The 21,743-nt window shown below is 69.1% G+C and carries 21 protein-coding genes; 13 read left to right on the top strand and 8 right to left on the bottom strand.

Annotation, left to right across the window (positions count from 1 at the left end):
• Window positions 1-89: 89 nt before the first annotated feature.
• The 4 genes from ACXJY8_RS11495 to ACXJY8_RS11480 all read left to right on the top strand — a co-directional run bounded on the left by ACXJY8_RS11495 (window position 90) and on the right by ACXJY8_RS11480 (window position 5,671).
• The gene (locus ACXJY8_RS11495) at window positions 90-1,481 is read left to right on the top strand and encodes a flagellar hook protein FlgE (protein WP_463780218.1); all 1,392 of its coding nucleotides are present in this window, start codon (window positions 90-92) and stop codon (window positions 1,479-1,481) included.
• A gap of 46 nt (window positions 1,482-1,527) precedes the next feature.
• Window positions 1,528-3,405: a flagellar hook-associated protein FlgK gene (gene flgK / locus ACXJY8_RS11490; protein ID WP_463780216.1), complete on the top strand. Its 1,878-nt coding sequence runs from the start codon at window positions 1,528-1,530 to the stop codon at window positions 3,403-3,405.
• A gap of 56 nt (window positions 3,406-3,461) precedes the next feature.
• On the top strand, window positions 3,462-5,270 hold the full coding sequence (locus ACXJY8_RS11485; protein ID WP_463780212.1) for a hypothetical protein: 1,809 nt from the start codon (window positions 3,462-3,464) through the stop codon (window positions 5,268-5,270).
• Between the two features lie 77 nt (window positions 5,271-5,347).
• Complete coding sequence (locus ACXJY8_RS11480; protein WP_463780209.1) at window positions 5,348-5,671, top strand: porin; 324 nt, start codon at window positions 5,348-5,350, stop codon at window positions 5,669-5,671.
• Window positions 5,672-5,729: 58 nt separating this feature from the next.
• Here the strand turns inward: ACXJY8_RS11480 and ACXJY8_RS11475 are convergent, their stop codons facing one another.
• From ACXJY8_RS11475 to ACXJY8_RS11465, 3 genes are read right to left on the bottom strand one after another with little or no spacing between them, the layout of a single operon-like run.
• Entirely contained in the window at window positions 5,730-6,218 is a 489-nt protein-coding gene (locus ACXJY8_RS11475) for a hypothetical protein (protein ID WP_463780206.1), read from the bottom strand.
• Window positions 6,202-6,579, bottom strand: coding sequence for a rod-binding protein (locus ACXJY8_RS11470; RefSeq protein ID WP_463780204.1), 378 nt, complete (start codon window positions 6,577-6,579; stop codon window positions 6,202-6,204). Before ACXJY8_RS11470 ends, ACXJY8_RS11475 begins: the two co-directional genes overlap by 17 nt.
• Window positions 6,580-6,624: 45 nt before the next feature.
• Entirely contained in the window at window positions 6,625-7,698 is a 1,074-nt protein-coding gene (locus ACXJY8_RS11465) for a flagellar basal body P-ring protein FlgI (RefSeq protein ID WP_463780547.1), read from the bottom strand.
• Between the two features lie 307 nt (window positions 7,699-8,005).
• On the opposite strand from ACXJY8_RS11465, the gene ACXJY8_RS11460 reads away from it, so the two are divergent.
• Entirely contained in the window at window positions 8,006-8,431 is a 426-nt protein-coding gene (locus ACXJY8_RS11460) for a flagellar assembly protein FliX (protein ID WP_463780200.1), read from the top strand.
• Between the two features lie 32 nt (window positions 8,432-8,463).
• On the opposite strand, the gene ACXJY8_RS11455 is transcribed toward ACXJY8_RS11460, so the two are convergent.
• Window positions 8,464-9,006: a YciE/YciF ferroxidase family protein gene (locus ACXJY8_RS11455; RefSeq protein WP_463780197.1), complete on the bottom strand. Its 543-nt coding sequence runs from the start codon at window positions 9,004-9,006 to the stop codon at window positions 8,464-8,466.
• Window positions 9,007-9,587: 581 nt separating this feature from the next.
• Between ACXJY8_RS11455 and dksA the strand changes: the two genes are divergently transcribed.
• Window positions 9,588-10,007 (top strand): RNA polymerase-binding protein DksA, encoded by a 420-nt coding sequence (gene dksA / locus ACXJY8_RS11450; RefSeq protein ID WP_463780195.1) that lies wholly within the window; start codon window positions 9,588-9,590, stop codon window positions 10,005-10,007.
• 54 nt (window positions 10,008-10,061) lie between these two features.
• On the opposite strand, the gene flgH is transcribed toward dksA, so the two are convergent.
• From flgH to flgF, 4 genes are read right to left on the bottom strand one after another with little or no spacing between them, the layout of a single operon-like run.
• Window positions 10,062-10,808: a flagellar basal body L-ring protein FlgH gene (gene flgH, locus ACXJY8_RS11445; RefSeq protein WP_463780191.1), complete on the bottom strand. Its 747-nt coding sequence runs from the start codon at window positions 10,806-10,808 to the stop codon at window positions 10,062-10,064.
• A 47-nt stretch (window positions 10,809-10,855) separates the two neighbouring features.
• Complete coding sequence (gene flgA, locus ACXJY8_RS11440) at window positions 10,856-11,920, bottom strand: flagellar basal body P-ring formation chaperone FlgA (protein ID WP_463780188.1); 1,065 nt, start codon at window positions 11,918-11,920, stop codon at window positions 10,856-10,858.
• A gap of 14 nt (window positions 11,921-11,934) precedes the next feature.
• The gene (gene flgG, locus ACXJY8_RS11435; protein ID WP_055951334.1) at window positions 11,935-12,726 is read right to left on the bottom strand and encodes a flagellar basal-body rod protein FlgG; all 792 of its coding nucleotides are present in this window, start codon (window positions 12,724-12,726) and stop codon (window positions 11,935-11,937) included.
• Between the two features lie 12 nt (window positions 12,727-12,738).
• Complete coding sequence (flgF, locus tag ACXJY8_RS11430; RefSeq protein ID WP_463780183.1) at window positions 12,739-13,479, bottom strand: flagellar basal-body rod protein FlgF; 741 nt, start codon at window positions 13,477-13,479, stop codon at window positions 12,739-12,741.
• Between the two features lie 285 nt (window positions 13,480-13,764).
• Between flgF and fliL the strand changes: the two genes are divergently transcribed.
• The 7 genes from fliL to ACXJY8_RS11395 all read left to right on the top strand — a co-directional run bounded on the left by fliL (window position 13,765) and on the right by ACXJY8_RS11395 (window position 21,651).
• The gene (fliL, locus tag ACXJY8_RS11425; protein WP_463780181.1) at window positions 13,765-14,268 is read left to right on the top strand and encodes a flagellar basal body-associated protein FliL; all 504 of its coding nucleotides are present in this window, start codon (window positions 13,765-13,767) and stop codon (window positions 14,266-14,268) included.
• Between the two features lie 56 nt (window positions 14,269-14,324).
• Window positions 14,325-15,542, top strand: a complete 1,218-nt coding sequence (gene fliM, locus ACXJY8_RS11420) for a flagellar motor switch protein FliM (protein ID WP_463780179.1) — start codon at window positions 14,325-14,327, stop codon at window positions 15,540-15,542.
• A gap of 11 nt (window positions 15,543-15,553) precedes the next feature.
• Window positions 15,554-16,078: a DUF6468 domain-containing protein gene (locus ACXJY8_RS11415; RefSeq protein ID WP_463780176.1), complete on the top strand. Its 525-nt coding sequence runs from the start codon at window positions 15,554-15,556 to the stop codon at window positions 16,076-16,078.
• Complete coding sequence (locus tag ACXJY8_RS11410; protein WP_463780173.1) at window positions 16,075-16,893, top strand: MotE family protein; 819 nt, start codon at window positions 16,075-16,077, stop codon at window positions 16,891-16,893. Before ACXJY8_RS11415 ends, ACXJY8_RS11410 begins: the two co-directional genes overlap by 4 nt.
• A gap of 120 nt (window positions 16,894-17,013) precedes the next feature.
• Complete coding sequence (locus ACXJY8_RS11405) at window positions 17,014-17,676, top strand: invasion associated locus B family protein (RefSeq protein ID WP_463780169.1); 663 nt, start codon at window positions 17,014-17,016, stop codon at window positions 17,674-17,676.
• A gap of 38 nt (window positions 17,677-17,714) precedes the next feature.
• A complete protein-coding gene (locus tag ACXJY8_RS11400; RefSeq protein ID WP_463780167.1) occupies window positions 17,715-18,128 on the top strand; it encodes a hypothetical protein in 414 nt (137 codons plus the stop codon).
• 133 nt (window positions 18,129-18,261) lie between these two features.
• Window positions 18,262-21,651 carry a hypothetical protein gene (locus tag ACXJY8_RS11395; RefSeq protein WP_463780165.1) on the top strand — a complete coding sequence of 1,130 codons (3,390 nt, stop codon included), beginning with the start codon at window positions 18,262-18,264 and terminating at the stop codon, window positions 21,649-21,651.
• The last annotated feature ends 92 nt before the right edge of the window (window positions 21,652-21,743 follow it).

Below are 21,743 nucleotides of genomic sequence, written 5' to 3'. Positions count from 1 at the left end.
ACTTGCCGATGGCACGGCTGTTGCTCGATGGAACCGAAGCCTGTGCGCAGACGCGCCGGCACCGCCACCGTGACGTAAGGTTTTCGGCCATGGATGTCTTCACCGCGATGCAGACGGCCGTCTCGGGCCTGAAGGCGCAGTCGTTCTCCCTGGACAACATCTCGGGCAACATCGCCAATTCGCAGACGACCGGCTTCAAGCGGGTCGACACGAACTTCGTCGACCTCGTGGCGGAGCAGCAGACGCCGAGCCGGCAGGTCGCCGGGACGGTCGCGGCCAATTCGCGCCAGACCACGACCGTGCAGGGCAGCCTGAACGCCACCGACATCGGCACGAACATGGCCTTGAACGGCGAGGGTTTCTTCGCCGTCACCTCCAAGTCCGGCGACGCCAACGGCCAGGCGAGCTTCGCCACCGGCGATTCCTACACGCGACGGGGCGACTTCGCCCTCGACAAGGACGGGTACCTCGTCAACGGCGGGGGCTCCTTCCTGAAGGGGACCAGCCTCGATCCCGTCACCGGACAGGCGACGAGCGAGGGCCCGATCCGGGTCTCGAACTCGATCCTGCCGGCCCACCCGACCTCAACCATCACCTATTCGGCCAACCTGCCGAAGACGCCCGCCACCACCAATGCGAAGGCGAACGTGCCCGGCTCCGAGCTCCTCGGCACCCTGGCCTCCGGCGCCAATCCCGCGATCCTGTCCGGCACCGGAAGTGCGACGGTCTCGGCCGCCGATGCGTCGAGCTTCATCAACGGAAGTGTCGCCGGCCCGTCGCTGACTGCCTATACGGCGAGCGGCGGCCCCGTCGGGGTGCAGACCCGCTGGGCGAAGGTGCAGAACGGCGACGCGAATGCCGGCACCAGCGACGTCTGGAACCTGTTCTACGCCAATCAGAGCACGGTCACGAGCACCGCGACCGCCTGGACCAATGCCGGCACGGCGTTCCAGTTCAACAACAGCGGACAATTGACGTCACCCGCCGCGAGCGCCGTGACCATCCCGGCCCTGACTGTGGACGGCGTCAATCTCGGCAATATCCAGCTCAGCTACGGCAGCGGCGGCCTGACCGCCTTCACCGCGGCAGCCGGCACGGTGACGACCAACACGCTGACCCAGGACGGCTACACCTCGGGGACGCTGAACGGCCTCAGCATCACCAGCGACGGCAAGGTCTCGGGCACCTACAGCAACGGCAACACGATCGCGCTGGCCAACATCAAGGTGGTCCAGTTCACCAACTCCGACGGCCTGAAGGCGAACTCGAACGGCACCTACCAGCAGACCCTCGAGTCCGGCACCGCCCTCGTCGGCCTGAACGGCACCACCGTCGTCGGCAGCAACGTGGAGCAGTCGAATACCGACATCGCGAGCGAATTCTCTAAGATGATCGTAACCCAACAGGCGTATTCCGCCAACACGAAGGTCATTTCGACCGCGCAGGACATGATGTCGGCGCTGATCAACATCATCCGCTGAGGACGCCTGACGCCGCACGCGATTCGACACCGAGGGGAGGGGCTTCGTGAGCTTCAACGCCATCAACACAGCCTCCGCCGGGCTGAAGGCGACCCAGGCTGCGATCGGGGTCGTCTCGCAGAACATCGCCAATGTCGGCACCGTCGGGTACACGAAGCGGACCCTCGACACCGTCTCGACGGGCGTCGGCAATTCCGGCGTGGCGGTGGGCACGATCGGCCGGGCCCTCGATGCGGCCTCGCTCAAGCAACTGCGCATGGAGACCTCCGGCAGCGCCTATACGGGCTCCCTCTCGGCGGTCCGGACGCAGCTCGACCAGCTCTACGGGACGCCCGGCACGTCCACGGCCCTGGACGGCGTGATGAATGATTTCGCGCAGTCGCTGCAATCCCTCGCCAGCGACCCGACCTCCGCACCGGCCCGTGCCACGGTGGTGTCGAAGGCCGCGAACCTGGCCTCCACCATCGGCTCCATCGCGCAGGGCGTCCAGGACCTGCGCTCGGCGACCGAGAGCCAGCTCGGCGGCGATACCGCCAAGGCGAGCGCGTATCTCGCCTCGATCGCCAAGCTGAACACGCAGATCACCGGCACCACGGAGGAGGGGGCCCGCGCCAGCCTGCTCGACCAGCGCGACCAGGCCGTGACCGGCCTGTCCGCCTACCTCGACATCCAGACCGTCGACCAGCGGGACGGAACCCTGACGGTCATCACCACCTCGGGCATGACCCTGGTCGACCGCGGTGCGGCGGCCATCCTCAGCTTCGACGGACGCGGCACCCTGACGCCGGATGCGGAATACAGCGAGAACGCGGCGACGCGCGGGGTCGGGACGATCACTGCGACCACGCCCGGCGGCTCCAAGATCGACCTCATCGCCGCCAAGGCGATCCGCTCGGGCTCGCTCGCGGCGGGGATCGAGCTGCGCGACTCGGTCCTTCCGCAGGCGCAGCGGCAACTCGACGAACTCGCGGCCGGCCTCTCGCGCTCCCTGTCGGATCGCGCCGCCGTCGGGACCCGGCCGGCCAACGACACCACGGGAGCCCTGGATATCGATCTCGCCGGACTGAAGGCCGGAAACGTCATCACGGTGACCCTCAAGGACGCGAACGGCGCCTCGTTCAACCGGGTTCTGATCCCCTACAGCTCCGCAACAGCACCGACCGTCGACCCCTCCGATCGGGACGATCCCACGACGACCGACGTCCGCATGGTCCGGGTGACGGATACGACCGACCTCCGGGCCGCCCTCGAGACGGCACTCGGTCCGGAATTCAGCGTCGCCAATCAGCCCAGCGCCGGGGAGGGCGGACTGCGCATCTCCGTCAAGCCCGCGCAGGGGGCTCCAACGCTTCTCGGCATCAGCGCCAGCGTGACGCAACTCGACGGCCCGGACGATTTCCAGAGCGGCTTGGCGCAGATCCCGCTCTTCCTCGACGGGAACAAGAAGGGGACGCTCTACACCGGCTCCTTCGACGGCGGTTCGCAGCTGACGGGCTTCGCGCAACGCATCAGCGTGAACCAGGCGGTGGTCGGCAACACCGCCAACCTCGTGAACGTTTCGGCCAAGACCCTGGCCTCCGACGCGTCGCGGCCGCAGTACCTCTACCAGGCCCTCACCGGCGCAAATCGAACCTTCGGAGCCGCGAGCGGCATCGGCGGCGTCGCGGCACCCTACTCGGCGAGCGTGCAGGACTTCGCGCAGCGCATCATCGACGCGCAGGGGGCGGGCGCCGCCTCCGCGCAGGACCTCGACGAGGGCCAGGGCATTGCGCTGGCCACCGCGCAGGCCCGGGTCGCCTCCGTCTCGGGCGTGAGCATCGACGAGGAGATGTCGAAGCTCGTGCAGCTCCAGACCGCCTACAGCGCCAACGCGCGGGTGCTCACGGCCGCCCGCGACCTCCTCGACACCCTTCTGCGGATCTGAGGACGCGCCGCCATGCGCCGAGCCCGACCGGGATCCCCGACACTTCCGAGGCACCGATGAGCATCGCTCCCTTCAATGCCAGCACCTATCTGAGCGACCGCAACACGGCCAACCTCGTCGGATTGAAGGGCCGCCTCGACACGCTCACGAACCAGCTCTCCAGCGGCAAGGTCGCGCCGACCTATGGCGGCCTCGGCGCCGGCCGGACGACCAGCCTCAGCGCGCACGCGGCGCTCAGCGCCCTCGACGGCTACGACGCGGCGATCACGACCGCCACCACGCGCGTCACCCTCGCCAATGCCAGCGTGACCCAGATCAACACCCTCGGCGACGGGCTCCAGCGCTCGCTGACCGCCAGCAACAACTCGACGATCGCCAACACGCCGCAGGTCGCGCGCAACAGCCTCGATGCGGCGGTCGACGCCCTGAACGTCGACCTCGGGGGACAGTACATCTTCGGCGGCCGCGCGACCGATTCGCCGCCGGTCGTCGCCGTCGATACGATTCTGAACGGCGACGTCGCCAAGGACCTCGACGGGCTGAAGACCCTCATCGCGGAGCAGAAGACGGCCGATCTCGGCACGGGGACGGGCCGCGTCGGCGCCACCGTGACCGGAACGCCCGCCCGGACGGTGACGATCGGCGAGGAGGGCACCGGTCCCGCCGGAACCGAGGCGCGCGCCAATTTCGGGTTCCGGCTGCTCTCGGCCACGAGTTCCAACCCGGCGGCGATCCTGGCGAACGACACCAAGATCGCGACCGCTCCACCGGTGACCTTCACCCTGACGAAGCCGCCGGCCGAGGGGGATCGGCTCCGAATCGCGATCAATCAGCCGGACGGAACGCAGAGCCTGCTCGATCTCACCGCGACGACGACATCGCCGACGGGCGGCCTCGACACCATGCCGGTCTTCGCCACGGCGACCGAGGCGCAGGACTACCTCAACACCCGATTCAGCACCGCCAAGGTCGCGAGCATCCAGGGGCCGGCCGCCCTCGGAGTGCAGGCCGATTTCGGGACGGGGACTCCCGCATCCCTCGACCTCGACGTGAAGGGAACGCCGGTGGCGGGCGACACCGTCACGGTGAGCGTCGCCCTGCGCGACGGCACCACCCAGACGCTTACCCTGACGGCCAGAGCCAGCGCCGATCCCGCCTCCACCACGGAGTTCTCCCTGGCAGGCACCCCTGAGGCGATCGCTAACAGTCTCTCGAACGCCGTGACCAACGCCCTGAAAGGGGCGGCCTCCACCAGCCTCGCAGCGAGTTCGGCCGCCCGCGCCTCACAGGACTTCTTCGCCGGGTCGCAATCCGCAGGCCTCGCGCCCCGCCGGGTCAGCGCCGACGGCAACGGCTACGCCGAGGCGGCCAGTACCCAGACCGTGATCTGGTATACGGGCGACGACTCCTCATCCGATCCCCGCGGCACGGCGACGGCGCAGATCAGCGCGAACCGGGTCCTGAGCATCGGCGTCCAGGCGAACGAAGCCCCGATCCGCGCCGTGCTCGCCGGGCTCGCCATGGTCGCGGCGGATCCCGGAACGGCCGCCGTCAGTGGGACACCGGAGGCGCAGCGCTTCAGCGCCGTCGCCGATCACGCCCGCACCCTCCTCACCTCGAACAACACGACAGGCGGCGTGCCCGGCATCGCCAGCGATCTCAGCCTCGCCGCCAGCACGCTCTCCGAGACCAAAACGGACAACAGGACCAGCCGCGCAGCTCTGCAGGGATCGCTCGACGGGGTCGAGAACATCTCGGCCGAGAGCGTGACCGCCCAGTTGCTGCAACTCCAGACCCAGCTCCAGGCGAGCTATCAGGTCACCTCGATGCTCTCGAAGCTCAATCTGGTAAATTATCTCAGCTGAGCGGCGCGGTGGCGGGCGTTGGTCCGGCGGTCAGGATAGATTAAGCCGAGACCCGGTTCGAACGCGGGAGCCCGGCCATGATTCGCAGGATGTGCACCGGACAGGCCGTGGCCGTGATCGCCTTGTCGGGCCTCGCGAGTCAGGCCGGCGCTGCGGAGCGGCCTCAGCCCCAGATGCCGGGCGAGAAACTGCTGCCCTGCCCGAGGCAGGGCGCCGGCTTCGTCCGGATCCCGGGCTCGCCCACCTGCATCCGTCTGAGCGGCCGCGCCGTGGGCGGCATCGATGTCGGCAGCCACGGCGCGGCCCCGGTCACCGCTGGACAGCTGTCCATCGACACCCGCAGCGAATCCGAGTTCGGGCCGGTGCGCGCCTTCGTGCGCATGGGTCACGGGCGGCCATGACCCTCCGCCTGGACCGGTTCTCTTCGAAGACCGGTTCTCTTCAGCGCGGCGATTCCGTTCAGAGGCTGCGCGACAGGACCAGCGGCTGGCTCCGCGCAGTCCCGCTGCGGGCGTAGGGGGACGGTGCCTGAGAGGGGCGGCCGTAAACGGTCGGGGTTCGGGAGCGACCGATCTCGTCGGCCAGGGTCTTCACGAGGCCTTCCGACACGGTCCTGGCCGTCGCCAGCACGGCCTGATTGGTCTCGAGGGCCTGGGTGAAGCGGGCATGGGCGGCCTTGAGGGTTGCGATCCCCTCCGGCGCGAAGCGCGCGAGGGCGATGGCGTTGGCCTTGATGGCCTCGAGCCCCTGAAAATAGGCGGCCGCCAGGGCGGATTTCCGCTCGGTATCCGCAAGGCCCTCCCGCAGCCGGCCGACCCGGACATGGTCGCTCTCGCGCGCCATCACGGATTCAAGGGCCTCGAGGCTGGCGATCACCCCGGCGACCAGGGCCGTCGCCCCGGCCCGGTCGGATACGCGGAGCGGCTGGGCGTCAGCTGACCTTTGCACCGGTGCCCTCCTGCATCTTCATCATCTCGCGGAAGACCTGATCGGCGATGCCGACGCCGCCGCTCTTCACGATCTGGCCGGCATATTCCTTGGTGAGCATCGACCGGTAGACGCCGCCGCCCGTGCCGTTCTCGCCGAGCGGACCGTCGGTGCCCTCGGATTGCGAGAGGCGGTCGAGGGACTGCTCCAGAAACATGGATTCGAAATCGGTCGAGGCCTTCTTCGCCTTGGCCTCGGCGGCGGATTTCGCCGCGGAGCCTGTGTTGGAACCGACCGCGCCCTGCACGGTCTTGGCGATATCGCCGACGATGGCCTTGCCGACCCCGAGGGCGGCGCTGGCGGCGAGGGGTGCGAACAGCATGGGATCAGCTCTCCGACTGGGAATGGGGAAGGGTGGCGGTGGTCATCACATCACCTCGATATCGGCCTGGAGGGCACCGGCGGCCTTGATCGCCTGAAGGATCGAGATGAGGTCGCGCGGGCCGATGCCGAGGGCGTTCAGTCCGTCGACCAGCTCGCGCAGGGTCACGCCCTCCTTGACCAGGGCGAGCTTGTTGCCGTCGCCGGTATCGACCCTGACGCCGGTGCGCGGCACGACCGTGGTGGCGCCGTTGGAGAACGGGGCCGGTTGGCTCACCTGCGGCTGCTCCGTGATGGTCACCGTCAGGTTGCCCTGGGCGATCGCCACCGTGGACACCCGGACGTCGCGGCCCATCACGATGATGCCGGAGCGCTCGTCGACGATGACCCGCGCGGTCTGGTCGGGCTCGACCTTGAGCTGCTCGATCTCGGTGACGAGGCGGATCATGTTACCGCTGTACTTGGCGGGGATCTGGAGCGTCACCGTGGCCGGGTCGGTCGGCTCGGCGGTATCGGCGCCCATGAAGTCGTTGATCGCCGCCGCGATACGCTTCGAGGTGGTGAAGTCCGGGTTGCGCAGGGACAGGCGCAGCGAGCGCATGTCGTTCATCTTGAACGCCATCTCGCGCTCGATCATCGCACCATTCGGCACCCGCCCGTTGGTGGGAACGCCCCGGGTGATCTTGGCGGCGTCGCCCTCAGCCGAGAAGCCCGCGATGGCGACCGAACCCTGCGCCAGGGCATAGACCTCGCCGTCGGCGCCGAGCAGCGGTGTCACCAGCAGGGTGCCGCCCTGGAGCGACTTGGCGTCGCCGAGGGAGGAGACGGTGATGTCGATGCGGTTGCCCTGGGTGGCGAAGGGCGGCAGGCTCGCCGTCACCATCACGGCCGCGAGGTTCTGGGTGCGCATGGTGGCGCCGCGGGTGTTCACGCCGAGGCGTTCCAGCATTGCCTGCAGGGACTGCTTCGTGAACGGGATGTTGTTCAGCGTATCGCCGGTACCGTTGAGACCGACCACGATGCCGTAACCCACGAGCTGGTTCTGGCGCACGCCCTCGACGCTGGCGAGGTCCTTGACCCGCGACAGGGCGAGGGCAGGGGCCGCCTGGCCGACCAGCATCGCCCACCCTGCCAGGATGCAGAGGGCGAGGTGCCGGATTCGCGTGGGGCCGTTCGGAGTGTCGGTCATGGCGCACTTTGCGGCGGGAAGGTCCTCGGCAGTCTGCCAGGACCATGCCAAGCGAATGCTTTCGCCAATGCATTGTTTTTGAACGATATTTTTCGATTGTGCCGGTCTTCGCCGGTCACTTGGAACGGACGCTTCGTGCCCACCCGGCACGTTCTGCCGGGTCGTTTACGCATGATTAACCACGGCTGCCCGATTCTGCCGGGGCCGGGCGGATCTCCGCCCCGATCGGTTTCACCTCATGCGCGTCGACACCCGCTTCGTCACTGCCAGCACCGGTCCGAGCACGGGGCCGCGCCGGAGCGAAGGCGCTCCCGCTTTCGCCGTCGCCACACCGGCGGCGAGCACCGGCAGCGCGGGCACCACGGCGGCGACCTCTCTGGCCGGCCTCGACGCGATCCTGACGCTCCAGAGCAACATCGATACGCCGGAGGAGCGCCGGCGCCGCTCGACCCGACGCGGCAACGACCTGCTCGATGGGCTCGACCGGCTCAAGGCGTCCCTGATCATGGGCCGCGTCTCGACCGGCGAATTGCAGGCCATCGCCGCGCGCCTGGCCGACCGCAGCGGCACCAGCGGGGATCCGCGCCTCGACGCCCTGATCGCCGAGATCGAATTGCGGGCCGCGGTCGAGCTCGCGAAGCTCTCCGCCGCCCGCGCCGCCTGAGGCGCGGGAGACGAACCGGGCTCAGGCCGGCCTCAGCCCTTCTTCACCTTGGCGCGCGGCGCAGCCTCCGCCTCCCCGGCGGCCTCGCTGCCTTCGGTGTTGATCCGCTCGGCGATCTCGCTCAGCAGCGCGTCGGTCTTTTTCTCCTCCTCGAGGGTCTGCTCCAGCAGCTTGGCGGCATCCTCGTATCCGAGCTGACGCGCCCAGGTCTTCAGGGTGCCGTAGCGGGCGATCTCGTAATGCTCGACGGCCTGAGCGCAGGCCGCCAGCACGGCATCGGCGGCCGGGCTGTCGGCGAAGTCCTCGAGATCCTCCTCCATCTCGGAGGTGATCCCCTGCATCGCCTCGCAGGTCTTGGCGCGAGCCGGCTTGCCGATGATCTCGAACACCTGCTGCAGGCGCTCGACCTGCTCGGCACTTTCCTCCGCATGGGTCTCGAACGCGCTGCGCAGCTCCTCGTGCTCGGCCGCCTTGGCCGACTTCTTCAGGGCGCGCACGGATTGCTTCTCGGCGTAATAGACGTCCTTGAGCGTCTCATAGAACGCGTCGTGCAGGGTCTTGGCCTTGGCTGCCATGGGGGCGGTCTCCCGAGTGGAATTGATGTGAAAGGGGCGCGACCGCGAGGGGAGAGCGAGTCGGCGATCCCGAAGGATCGAGCGGTCGGCGCCTCGTGAGAACCACACGAACCGCGGCGGGTTCCTAAAAACCCTGGGGCGGACAAGTCTTGATGGCCGTACTCGAAGAAAATTATATTCAATCGATTTCGGCGAAAAGAATCATCAAAGTCTTACTTTGAATTTCGTAAACGCCTATGTGGGAACTTATGCGTGCTTGCATTTCCGCCTCGCTCGACGTGACCGGCTCCGCGGCATTGCGTGCGATGGAAGCCGGGTCGGGCCGAGGGACGACACCGGTCCGTCGCCTAACGCTCGGCTGCATGCACTTTAACGCAGGATAGGGATTGGGTGACAAAGCCCGAACTGTGTTGCGGCGCACAGCCTCCGTAGGCACCTTTACAGCCGTTGCGTGTTTGCCGCAGCGCGCAAAACATCCGAGAGGATTGCGGTGCGCAGTGTTCACGATGCGTTGTCGTGGCCTGCCCCCTGCATTATAGCCACGCAAAATGATCGCCGCGGACCGGCTGCAAGAGGCGCGAATGGCGAAGATCACGATTGAGGACGGGTACGTACCGAGTGAGAGCGAGCCGTTCATGAATGATCGGCAGCGGGAGTATTTCCGTCGCAAACTGCTCGGTTGGAAGTCTGATATTCTGCGTGAAGCTCAGGATACGCTGGTCGCCTTACAGACCGAGAACGAAAATCATCCCGATCTCGCCGATCGGGCCTCCTCGGAGACCGACCGGGCGATCGAGCTTCGGGCGCGCGACCGGCAGCGCAAGCTCACCGGCAAGATCGATGCGGCCCTGGCGCGGCTGGAGGACGGATCGTACGGCTACTGCGAGGAGACCGGCGAACCGATCTCGCTGAAGCGCTTGGATGCCCGCCCGATCGCGACCCTGTCCCTGGAAGCGCAGGAGCGCCACGAGCGCCGCGAGCGCGTCTACCGCGACGATTGAGAAGACCGGCCCCAGAGGCGTGCCCCTCGGAGCTCCGACCCACCCTCCCGAAGCTCAGAACGGCAGCAGGACGTCGACCAGCTGCTGGCCATAGCGCGGCTGCTGCACGTCGGTGATCTGGCCACGCCCGCCATAGGCGATCCGGGCCTGGGCAATTTTGCTCGAGTCGATCGTGTTGTCGGATTCGATGTCCTCGGGCCGGACCACGCCGGCGACGATGAGTTCGCGCACCTCGAAGTTGATGCGGATCTCCTGCTTGCCCTCCACCACGAGGTTTCCGTTCGGCAGGATCTGCGTGACGATGGCCGCGACGCTGGTGGTCACGGTCTCGTTGCGCTGAACCGACCCGGCGCCGTCGCTCGACGTGGTGGAGGTGGCGTTGAGCAGCTTGTCGGCGCTGATTCCCGCCTCCGTGAGGCCCTTGCTGCTCTCCAGGCCGAAGGCGTTGGGCAGGCCGAAGCCCTCGGCGTTCGAGCGCGAGCGCTTGGTCTCGTTGTTGAGGTTCGCCTTGTCGGTGACGTTCACCTTCACGGTGACGAGGTCACCGATCCGGGCGGCCCGCTGATCCTTGAAGAAGGCGCGCGAGCCGGTCCGCCAGAGCGAGTTCGGCGCGTAGGAGACCGGCTGGATCTCCGGCATCGGCAGGCGCACCGGCTTGTAGCCGGCCTGGGCGGTCGGGTCCTCGATGGCCGACAGCGCCGGCGTCGCACCAATCTGAGACAGGCGATCGACGGTGTTGCAGGCGCCGAGGCCGGTGCAGAGCAGCGCGACGGCGAGGGCGGGAGAGACGCGGTGGGTCATCGGGACCGAACCTTTGGCAGACCGGAAGGGGACGCGGACGGGGCGGATCAGCGCTGCAGCGCGGGGCCGTCGAGGGCCGCGGTGGCCTGGCGCACCAGGGGCGCGGGGCCGACGGAGACGCGCCCCGGTCCGGTGACGGTGGCGGAGAGGATCTTCTTCGAGACGGGGTTGGTGACGGTGATCATGGCGCCAAGGCGGCCGCTCTCGTTGGCCTGGCCCCTCAGGGAGAGGTTGAGGCCGGGGGAATCGAACACGATGGTCACGGCTTCGCCCCGCGCCACGAGGTCCGGCGGCGCGAGATCGCCCGAGCGCAGGATCGCGCCGGCGCTGAGACCGCGCTGCGCTACCTGGCCGGCGAGATCGCCGATCGCCCCCTGCGCGTCCGACGGGGTCGCCTCGCGGGGGCGGCGCTCCAGAGTGAGGTCGGCGGCGTTGATCGTCTCACCGCGATTCAGGCTGCGGCCGAGGATGGCGACCTCCCGGATCTCCACCACCTGGCCCGAAACACGGAGCGAGGCCTGGCGCTCACCCAGGGTGATCAGCCCGGCGATCCGGCGCGAACGCGGGTCGTAGCTGAGGTCGAGGGCGACCGCCTGACCGTTCAGGTCCAGGGGCGCCAGCAGGGTCGGGGCCTCGCCGTCGAGCCGGATGGCGAGGTTGCGCCCGTCGACGCCGTAGCCGGTTTCCAGGGCGCGCTTCAGGGCGGCCTCGATCTCCGGCTGGGTCACGCGGCGCGCGGCGCGCTGGACGGAGACCTGGACCCGGCCGCCGGTCTCCACCGGGCCGAGCCCGAGGCCGGCGACCGCATCGGCGATGCGCCGCGCCTGGATCGTGCCGGTCGCCCCGAGGGCCGGAGCGCGGAACAGCGCGCGCTGCGCCGCTTCGGGCGCGGCCCCTTCGACGAGGTCGCCGAGGGTGAGGACGTCGCCGCGGGCGGTGACGTCGCCGCGCAGGCGCAGGGTCGCGGCACCGGAGCGGACCTCCTGCGCCAGGACCTGGAAGGTGAGGATCGAGAAGGCCAGGACGGCCAGCAGGGTCCGGCCCACGATGGCGACGCTCAGGGTGGCGACCTGGGTCCGGCGGCGGGGAGTGATCTGTCGGAGGGCGTGCATGGTCAGGACCTCGATCAGCTGCGGAACATCTGGGAGGTGGTCGAGAGCATCTGGTCGGCGGCGGTCACCACCTTGGAGTTCATCTCGTAGGCGCGCTGCGCCGCGATCAGCGACGAGATCTCGGTGACGGCGTTGACGTTGGCCTCCTCGAGGTAGCTCTGCTGGAGGTTGCCGAAGCCCTCCGAGCCCGGGAGGCCGTTGATGGCCGGCCCCGATCCGGCGGTCTCGATGAACAGGTTGTCGCCGATGGATTCGAGGCCGACCTTGTTGACGAAGCGGGCGAGCTGGAACTGGCCGAGGGCCTGGGGCGCCGTCTGCCCCGGTACGGTGGCCTGGACCGCACCCTGGGCGCTGATGGTCACCGAGGTGGCGTTGTTGGGCACCGTGACGCCGGGATCGACGAGATACCCGTCGCGGGTGACGAGCTGGCCCTGGGCCGAGAGGTCGAACGAGCCGTCGCGGGTATAGGCGGTGCGCCCGTCCGGCAGCGTCACCCGGAACAGGCCCTCGCCGCGGATGGCGACGTCGTATTCCTTCTCGGTGCTCGTCAGCGTTCCCTGCGACATCACGCGGGCGGTCGACGTCGTCTTCACACCCGATCCGATGGCGAGGCCGGCGGGGAGTTGCGTATTCTGGTCGGAGGTCGAGGAGCCGGCCCGGCGCAGGTTCTGGTAGAGCAGATCCTGGAAATGCGGCTGCTGTCGCTTATAGCCGGTGGTGCGCAGGTTCGCGATGTTGTTCGAGATGACCTGGACGTTGAGTTCCTGAGCCGCCATGCCGGTGGCGGCAGCGTAGAGGGCACGCATCTGCGGAAATCCTTACGCGACGTCGGCGAGACGGCGGATCGCCGTGCCGCGTAGGTCGTCGAGGCGCGAGATCACGCCCGAGACCATGGTGTAGGTGCGGTTCACGTCCATGAGCCGAGTCATCTCGAGGACCGGCTTCACGTTGGAGCGTTCGAGGGCGCCGGCCTCCACCCGCCCGGCGAGGCCGGCGGCCTGGGGCGGCGTGGCGGAGGCGTAGAGATTCGCGCCCTCGTTGGTCAGGGTCTGCGGATTGGGAAAGGTTACGAGACGGACGCGACCGCGGATGCCGAGGTTGGTCGAGACCGTCCCGTCGGGGCCGATCGAGACGCCGGTCTCCTGCTGGCCGATCTGGATCGGGCCGGCTTCGCCCTGAACCGGGTAGCCGTCGCTGGTCACCAGGGTGCCCTGGGCATCGGTCTCGAAGGCGCCGTTGCGGGTGTAGCGATCGCCGCTGGGCGTACGCACCACCAGGAAGGCTTCGCCGCGCACGGCCACGTGCAGCGGATTGCCGGTCTGCTCGATCGGCCCCTGGGCCAGGTCGAGGGCGGTGCCCTGGTCGATCACGTAGGAGACGCGCCGGTCCGGCTTCTGGAACGAATCCGCACTCGCCACCGGCATCAGGTATTCCTGGAAGCGGCTGTTGCGGCCCTTGAAGCCGTTGGTGGAGATGTTGGCCATGTTGTTGGCGATGACGTCCAGCTCGCGCTGAAGCGCGACCTGGCTCGAAACCCCCACGAACAATGCGTTCTGCATGACACTCTCAGCCCCGACACGCGACGACACCTCGACATCCGCACGGGTCGTGCCATTCCGAGCTTTCTCGAAATACTGATGTTACTGAGCGACTTAGATACGCCACGACCCCCAGGCAGCGCTTGCCAGTCCTGCCCGCGCGGCAAGTCCGACCCGGCAGCTTTTGCCGCCTTAACGACGCGTTAACCTTGTTCGCCCGATACCTCTCGGAGTGCCGACGTCCGATGGTGTCGACACCGTCGAGCGGCCGTCGCTCACCCCACCGCGAAGCCCCGAGGTCCACCGATGGCCAAGAAGCCGAAGAAGGCCGCCGCCGAGGGTGAGGAGGGGGCCGAGGGCGAAGCCCCGAAGGCCGGCAAGAAGAAGCTCGTCATCATCGCCGCCGTGGTGCTGGCCCTCGCCGGCGGCGGCGGTTTCTTCTTCATGAAGAAGAAAGCCGCCGACGGGCATGCCGAGGCCGCCGCCGAGGTCAAGAAGCCGGTCGTGTTCCTCGATGTCCGCGAGATGATGGTCAATCTCGCCAACGAACCGGGCCAGGACCGGACGCGCTTCGCCAAGATCAAGGTCGCGATCGAACTCAAGGACGCCAAGGTCGAAGGCGAGGTGAAGCCTCTGATGCCGCGCATCGAGGATGCCTTCCAGGTCTACCTGCGCGAGCTGCGCGCGAGCGACCTCGCCGGTTCGGCCGGCATCTACCGCATGCGCGAGGAATTGCTACGCCGGGTCAACGTCGCCATCCACCCGGCACGGGCGGAGGCGGTCCTGTTCAAGGACGTGGTGATCCAGTAAAGGGCCGCCGCCTCACGCCGGGATGTTCATGAAGTATCGCAGGTGACGAGAGTCTGATGGCCGGACCGGAAGACGGGATCGACGAGGACGACTGGGCCGCCGCACTCATCGCCCAGAACGGCGAAGGCGGCGAAGCCTCGCTCGCCGACGAGTGGGGCGCCGCCCTGGCCGAGCAGGGCACCACCACCCATGCCAGCGACGTCGCCGCCGAGTGGGCGACGATGATCGAGGATGGGGAGACCGACAACCTCCCCGAGCTCGCCGGCAACGACCGCATCCTGAACCAGGACGAGATCGACGGCGTCCTGGGTTTCTCCCTGCGCGAGCTCTCGGCCTCCGGGGCCGGCGGCGTCCGCGCCATCGTCGATTCCGGCGTCGTCCAGTACGAACGCCTGCCGATGCTGGAAATCGTCTTCGACCGGATGATCCGGTTGTTGTCGACCAGCCTGCGCAACTTCTTCCAGGACAACGTCGAGGTGACCCTCGACAACATCACCTCGGTGCGCTTCGGCGACTACCTCAACGCGATCCCGCTGCCGACCCTGCTCGGCGTCTTCCGGGCCGATGCCTGGGAGAATTCCGGCCTCGTCACCGTCGAATCCAACCTCGCCTACTCGACCCTCGACCTGCTCCTCGGGGGCAAGCGCGGCGGCTCGTCGACCCGCCTCGACGGCCGCCCCTTCACCACCATCGAGATGCAGCTGGTGCGGCGGCTCGTGGAGATCATCCTCACGGATCTCGAGCTCTCGTTCCAGCCGCTCTCGCCGGTGCGCTTCGCCATCGACCGGATCGAGACGAACCCGCGCTTCGCCACCATCACCCGGCCCGCCAACGCCGCCATCCTGATCAGCCTCAAGCTCGACATGGACGGGCGCGGCGGCCTGCTGCAGATCCTGTTCCCCTACGCCACCATCGAGCCGATCCGTGAACTGCTCATGCAGAGCTTCATGGGCGAGAAGCTCGGCCGAGACCACGTCTGGGAAAGCCACCTCGCCACCGAGATCTGGCAGGCCGACGCGACCATGGAAGCGGTGCTGCACGAGATGATGCTGCCGCTGAAGAAGGTGCTGTCGCTCAAGGTCGGCGACACACTGATGTTCGATACCAAGCCCTCGGATCTCATCGCGGTCCGCTGCGGCGACTGGGCCCTGACCCAGGGACGGATCGGCCGGATCGACGACAACATCGCGGTGCAGCTCACCCGGCCCCTGCGCCGGTCGCGCACCACGCTCCAGGCCTTCGAAGCCTCCATGAACAACCGCAACGACGGGTGACGCGACCAGCCATGAGCCTTCTCGTCACCCTTCTCGCCGATGTCCTCGTCGCCGTCCTGCTCGTCGCCAGCATCGTCTCCTCGATGCGGCTGAGCGGCCGCATCACCAAGCTGAAGGCCGACGAGGCGGCCCTGCGCCAGACTATCGGGGATCTCGTCATGGCGAGTTCCACCGCCGAGCGGGCCATCGTCGGTCTGCGCGCCACCCTCGATGAGTGCGACCGGACCCTGGCCGACCGCCTCGGCACCGCCGAGCGCTACGCCACCGATCTGGCGGCCCATGTCGAAGCCGGCGAAACGGTGATCGCCCGTATCGCCTCCATCGTCGCCCAGGCCGCCCCCGCCCGCGAGATCGCCCGTGCGGCGAGCCCGACGCCGGCTCCGGAGCCGCGCGATCTCGAGCGGGTTGTCCCACCCGTCCGCGTCGCGCCGTCCGCGGCGGCGAGCCCCAACGGCGAGCGCCTCGGCGTGGCCGCCGCGGCCGCCCTCGCCATGTCCGAGCGCGCCCTCGGCCGCCTGCGGAGCAAGGCCGCGTGACCAAGCCGACGCCCGCGAAGCGGCCGGGCACCTTCGTCCGGTTTCGTCAGACCCGGCCGCTGAAGCTGCGCCTGATCGATGCCGTGACCCTGGCCGCGGCCGGGCTTCTAGTGCTGAAGGTCGCCGCGATCGCGGTCGAGGAGACCGCTCCGCCGCCCGGGGCGCCACTGCCGGAATTCGCGCGCGTGCTCGCCAAGGCCCGCAGCAACTACGAGCCCGCCGACCCATCGACCACCGGTTCGGTGACGCCGAAGGAACCCGAGAAGCCGGCGCCGGAACCCGCGAAGCCGGCACCCCGCCCGCCGCCTCCGCCGGAGCCGATACCGCCCTCCGAGCGCGCGATCCTGGAGCGGCTCGCCGCCCGTCGGGACACCCTGAAGCAGCGCAGCGAGGCGCTGGACCTGCGCGAGCAGCTCCTCGGCACCGCCGAGCGCAAGCTCGAGGAAGGCGTCGACACCCTGAAGCAGGGCGAAGACAAGGCCGATGGCAGCGGCTCTCAGCGCGCGGAAGCCGAGCGGACCGCGTTGAAGAACATCGTCACCATGTACGAGACCATGAAGCCGAAGGACGCCGCGCGGGTGTTCGACCGGCTCACCCTCGACGTGCTGGTGCCCATCGTCCTGGCGATGAATCCCCGCAAGATGGCCGAGGTTCTGGCGCTGATGCAGTCCGAGCCCGCCGAAAAGCTGACCGTCGCGCTCGCCAACCGGGCCCGGGGACAGGGCGGCAGCCCATCCGCCACGGTCGCGGCCGGTCTCGGTCCCAACGAATTGCCGGCGATCGACGCGCCGATGCAGCCCGCGCCGCGGCGCTGACGCGGACGCTCGTCCACCGGGTTGTGCGGCCCTCCATTGCGCGTTCGGCCGCACCCGACTAGGGGCAGGCATCCCGGGCGGGTCAGGTCCCCGCCATGCGGATTTCGGGGAGCCAAGCACGTGCCGTCCACCAGCCTGATTCGATTCCTCGCCGCTACCGGCCTTGCACTGCTCGCGACGGCGCCCGCCCGCGCGCAGGATGCCGAGGAGCCGGCCGCCGTGGAGGCACCGGCCAAGCCGAAGCCGCGCAAGCCCGCACCGCCGAAGCCGGCTGCCGCCAAGCCTGCGGCTCCCACCCCAGCAGCCGCCACCCCGGCACCGGCCGCCAGCTGGCCTGCGGGCGCGACCTCGCTCAGCGAGGTCTACGGCGACTGGACCGTGACCTGCGCCAAGGAGGCCAAGCCCGAGGCGAAGGCCGAGTGCGCGATCATGCAGGCGCAGGGCGCCAAGGGCCGTCGCGAATTCGCCCTGGAGATCCGCCCCCCGAGCGACGGCCGCGCGCAGGGCTTCATCCTGATGCCGCTCGGCCTCGCCATCGAGCCCGGCATCTCGTTCAAGCTCGACGACGCCGTGCTCGGCAAGGGGGCGCCCTATCTGTCCTGCAGCCAGGAGGGATGTCTCGTCCCGGTCAGTCTTCCCACCCTGGCGACTGACACGATGAAGACCGCCAAGAACCTGCTGGTGTCCGGTACGAAGCCGGAGGCCAAGGACCCGGTCACCATCACGGTGCCGCTCGAGGGGTTCGCCAATGCGCTGGCCCGCGCCATCGCCCTGACGAACTGAGCCTTAGCGTGACGGGGTCGAACCCGAGGAGAAATCCGGTGAAGAGAACGGCCTTGCTGACCCGAAGCCTGACCGCCCTGGTGATGGCCGGATTGATGGTTCACCCCGTATTCGCCCAGGAGGAGGCGCCGCCCGAGAAGCCGCCCGGCCCACCGCCGACGGCGGCCGAGGCCAAGGCCGAGCGCCAGAGGAACAGCGCGGCCAAGCTCGCCGGGCTGCTCGCCTTCGTGGAGACCCATTGCCGCGACCTCAAACCGAACACCGAGCGGCTGACCTCCGTCGTGGCCGGGCTCGGTATCGCACCCGACGATCTGGCCCAGGGTGACCTGAACCTGCGCAGCCGCGCGTATACCGAGATCTACGCCAAGGACATTCCGGCCAATTGCGCTCGCGCCACCGAGAATTTCGGCGAGGCAGGCCGCACGATTCCGGGCCTGATCCTCAAACGTTAGCGGTCCCGACAAAGCCGCACGGCGTCTTAAGCGCCCGTTAGCCTCGAAGGGCGAGAGTGCCCGGACAGTGCGGCGTAAGGCGGAGCGACTCGAGTGCGAGCCGGTCCGCCCCATGAGTTTGGCGTATCCTGCGATGGCTCTCGGTGCCGGTATCGCGACACGACGGCGTCGGCTTCGAGCTGGCCTCGCCGCGATCTCGATCGTGGCCGCGACCTTCTGCGGGGGGACGGGCGCGAGCGCCGCACGCCTTACGGGCATCAAGGGCGCCCAGATCGAGCGCTACGGCCGCCTGGTCCTGACCTTCGATGCTGCGGTCTCCGTGAAGGCGCGCATTTCCGGGTCGGTGCTCGTCCTCGGCTTCTCGGAAAAGGCGAGTGCTGGACCGGAGCGGGTCGCCACCGAGATGCCGGACTACGTCTCAGCCGTCCGGCGCGATCCCGACGGCATGGGTCTGCGCCTTGCTCTGCAACGCCCCTACCGCGTCAACGTCCAGGAAGCCGGAGAGACGGTGTTCGTCGACCTCCTGCCGCAGGATTGGAGCGGTCTGCCGCCGGCCCTGCCGCCGGAGGTGGTAGCCGAGCTGTTCCGGCGTACCCAGGCGGCGGAAGCGGCCCTGCGCGCGGCCAGACCGCCCGCGGAGCCAAAGACCCTGCGCCTGGAACTGGCGCATCTTCCCACGCTGACCCGCCTCAGCCTGCGCGCACCCGCCTCGGCCATCCCGCTCTTCGACACGGTGGGTCCCGCCACCCGCCTCGCGCTCCCCGGCGCCTGGCGGATCGACGATGTCGCGACCCGCGGGCGCCTGAAGCCGGCAATCGAGAATCTGGCGGTCGAGGGCGACGAGACCGGCGCCCGCCTCTTCGTCACCCCCGCGTCCGGCTACGAGATCAGGACCTTCCGCGACGAGGACGGTGCCACGATCGACGTGGTCCGCAAGCCGGTCGAGACGAAGGCCGTCGGCGCGACCGACACGAAGGCCGGGGAGGGGACGGGCGGCGGCGAGGCCAAGCCGACACAAACCAAGGCGGCTGACATTAAGGCGGCTGACACCAAACCTGACAGGACGTCGCCGCAGCCCCCGGTTCAGGCCGCCGACGCCCCCGGGTCGCAGCCGTCTGCGCTCGCGCCGGTGGTCGTTCTGCGCCCGAGCGGACCGGGCCTCGTCTTCCCCTTCAAAACCCTGCCGCCCGCTGCCCTGTTCGAGCGGGCGGGCATTGCCAATCTCGTGTTCGAGACGGCGGACGCCGTCTCGGTCCCCTCGGGCGACGCGATGCTGACGCCCCTCGGCCCACCGCAGCGGAGCGGCCGCATCGTCACCCTGCGTTTCCCGGTTCCGCGCGACCGGCTGTTCGATCTGGTGCCGGTCGGCCCCGCGGAGGCGCCGACGGGCTGGGAACTCGTCGCTGGCGAGAACCTCTCCGCGAGCGACGCCCTCGCGGCGATTCGGGTCACCGATCCCGCTGGTCGGATCGGCGTCGGTATACGCCTGCCGAACCCCGGGGGGGCATCCTGGCTCAGCCTCGACGGGGAGCGCATCGCCGTCGTCACCGGTCGCGGCCCCAAGCCGGCGGGCATCCCCAAGCGACAGGCCTTCGTCGATTTCGAGCTTCTGCCGAGCCGCCAGGGTGTCGCGGTCCTGGCGCAGGCCGATGATCTCCTGGTTCGGCCGGACCTCGACGGCGTCGCGATCAGCCGTGAGGCCGGCATGGCCGTCTCCGGCGTGGCGCGTGCGGCCGATCTTCCGTTGACGACCCTGAGCGATCTCGCGGTCGACCGAGGCCCCTGGGAGGCGTCCCAGCGCGGCGACGTTCGCGAGTTGATGCGCGACCAGTTGCAGGCGGTCGCCGAGGCGCCGCGCGCGGCGCGTGGGCCCCTTCGGATGGTCCTCGCCCGCACCATGCTCGCAAACCGCCTGTCCCTCGAAGCGCTCGGAGTGTTGAAGGCGGCTTTCGCCGACGATCCAGTCCTGGCCGGACAGCGCGATATCCCCGTGCTGACGGTGATCGGAGACGCCCAGATGGGACGGACCGCCGACATGCGCGCGCGGCTCGCCGTCGACATCCTCAAGAACGATCCCGAGGCACGGCTTTGGCAGGCATACCTCGAAGCCCTGGAAGGCCGCTGGAGAGCTGCGGACGGGTCCTTCCGCGCTACCGCGAACGTGCTCGACCGCTACCCCGACGATCTCCAGGCCCTGTTGCGCACCGCTGCCGCCGAGGCCGCGATCGAGACCGGCGACTGGGACGCGGCGAACCGCCAGATCATCGCGGCGACCCGGTCCGCCGACCGGCCGACCCAGGAGCGCCTCGCGCTGCTGCGCGCCCGGATCGACGAGGTGACGGGCCAGACCGTGGCGGCCCTTGATGCCTATGAGCGCCTCGCCGAAAGCAGCGAAGCGGAGGTCGCCGCCTCGGCACGGCTGCGGGGGACCCTGCTGGGTCACGCCGCGGGCAAGATCCCGGTGGCGGATGCCATCGAGCGCCTCGAGGTGCTCGCCCTGGCCTGGCATGGCGGCGACATCGAACCGCGAACGATCGCGGGTCTGGCCAAGCTCTACGTCGAGGCGGGGCGCTGGCGCCAGGCCTTGCTGACCGGCCGCCGCGCCGATTCTACCGGTGCCGATACGCCCGTGATCCGTGAGGTGCACGACATGGCCCAGGCCTTGTTCGACGACCTCTATCTGGGCGAGCGCAGCCACAAGGTTTCGGGCGTCGAGGCCCTGACGTTGTACTTCGACTTCAAGGAGTTCGCGCCGCTGGGGCGCCGGGGCGACGAGATCGTGCGGCGCCTGTCCGATCGGCTGGTCGAGCTGGACCTACTGGATTCGGCGGGAGAACTGCTTCAGCATCAGGTCGATCACCGCCTGACCGGCGCGAGCCGCGCGGGTGTCGCGGCGCGTCTCGCGGCCATCCGCCTGATGGACGAGAAGCCGTTGCAGGCGCTCCAGACCCTCGAGACGACCTACCTGCCGGAACTGCCGGAGGACCTGCGCCGTGCGCGTGCCCTGCTGCGCGCCCGTGCCCTCTCGGACCTGTCCCGCACGGACCTCGCCCTGGAGACCATCGAGGGCGAGCCCGGTTCAGACGCGGAGCGGCTTCGGGCCGACATCCTCTGGACCGGCCGGCGCTGGCGCGAGGCCGGCGAGGCCCATGAGGCGCTGGTCGGCGATGTCTGGCGCCGGCGCGCGCCCCTCGACGACAGTGCCCGGACCGACATCCTGCGTGCAGCCGTCGCTTACGGACTCGCCGGCGAGACCCTCGGAATGGAACGCCTGCGCGCGAAGTTCGCGGGTCCGATGGCCGAGAGCGTCGATGCCCGTACCTTCGCGCTGCTCACGCAGGCCAATGCCGTGCGCAGCGCCGGATTCCGCGAAATTGCCCAGAAGGCCACCAGCGCCGAGACGCTCAAGGCCTTCCTCTCGGAATACCGCAAGCGCTATCCCGACAGTGCCGTACCGGCCCCGGTCAAGCGCGAGTCGGAGGCACGGGCCGATGCGCAGACCGGCGGGATGCCCCCGGGCTGAGCCGGGCCGACGACGCTCAAGCACGCCGAAAGTGGGCTTCGCGCGCGGCTCCGCCATGCGGCGTAAAAGCCTGATGCGATTCGGCGAATTCT

The sequence above is a fragment of the Methylobacterium sp. TK31 genome, assembly GCF_055361545.1.
The sequence above is the reverse complement of the archived record's forward strand: the minus strand, read 5'-3'. Positions and strand labels throughout refer to the sequence as shown.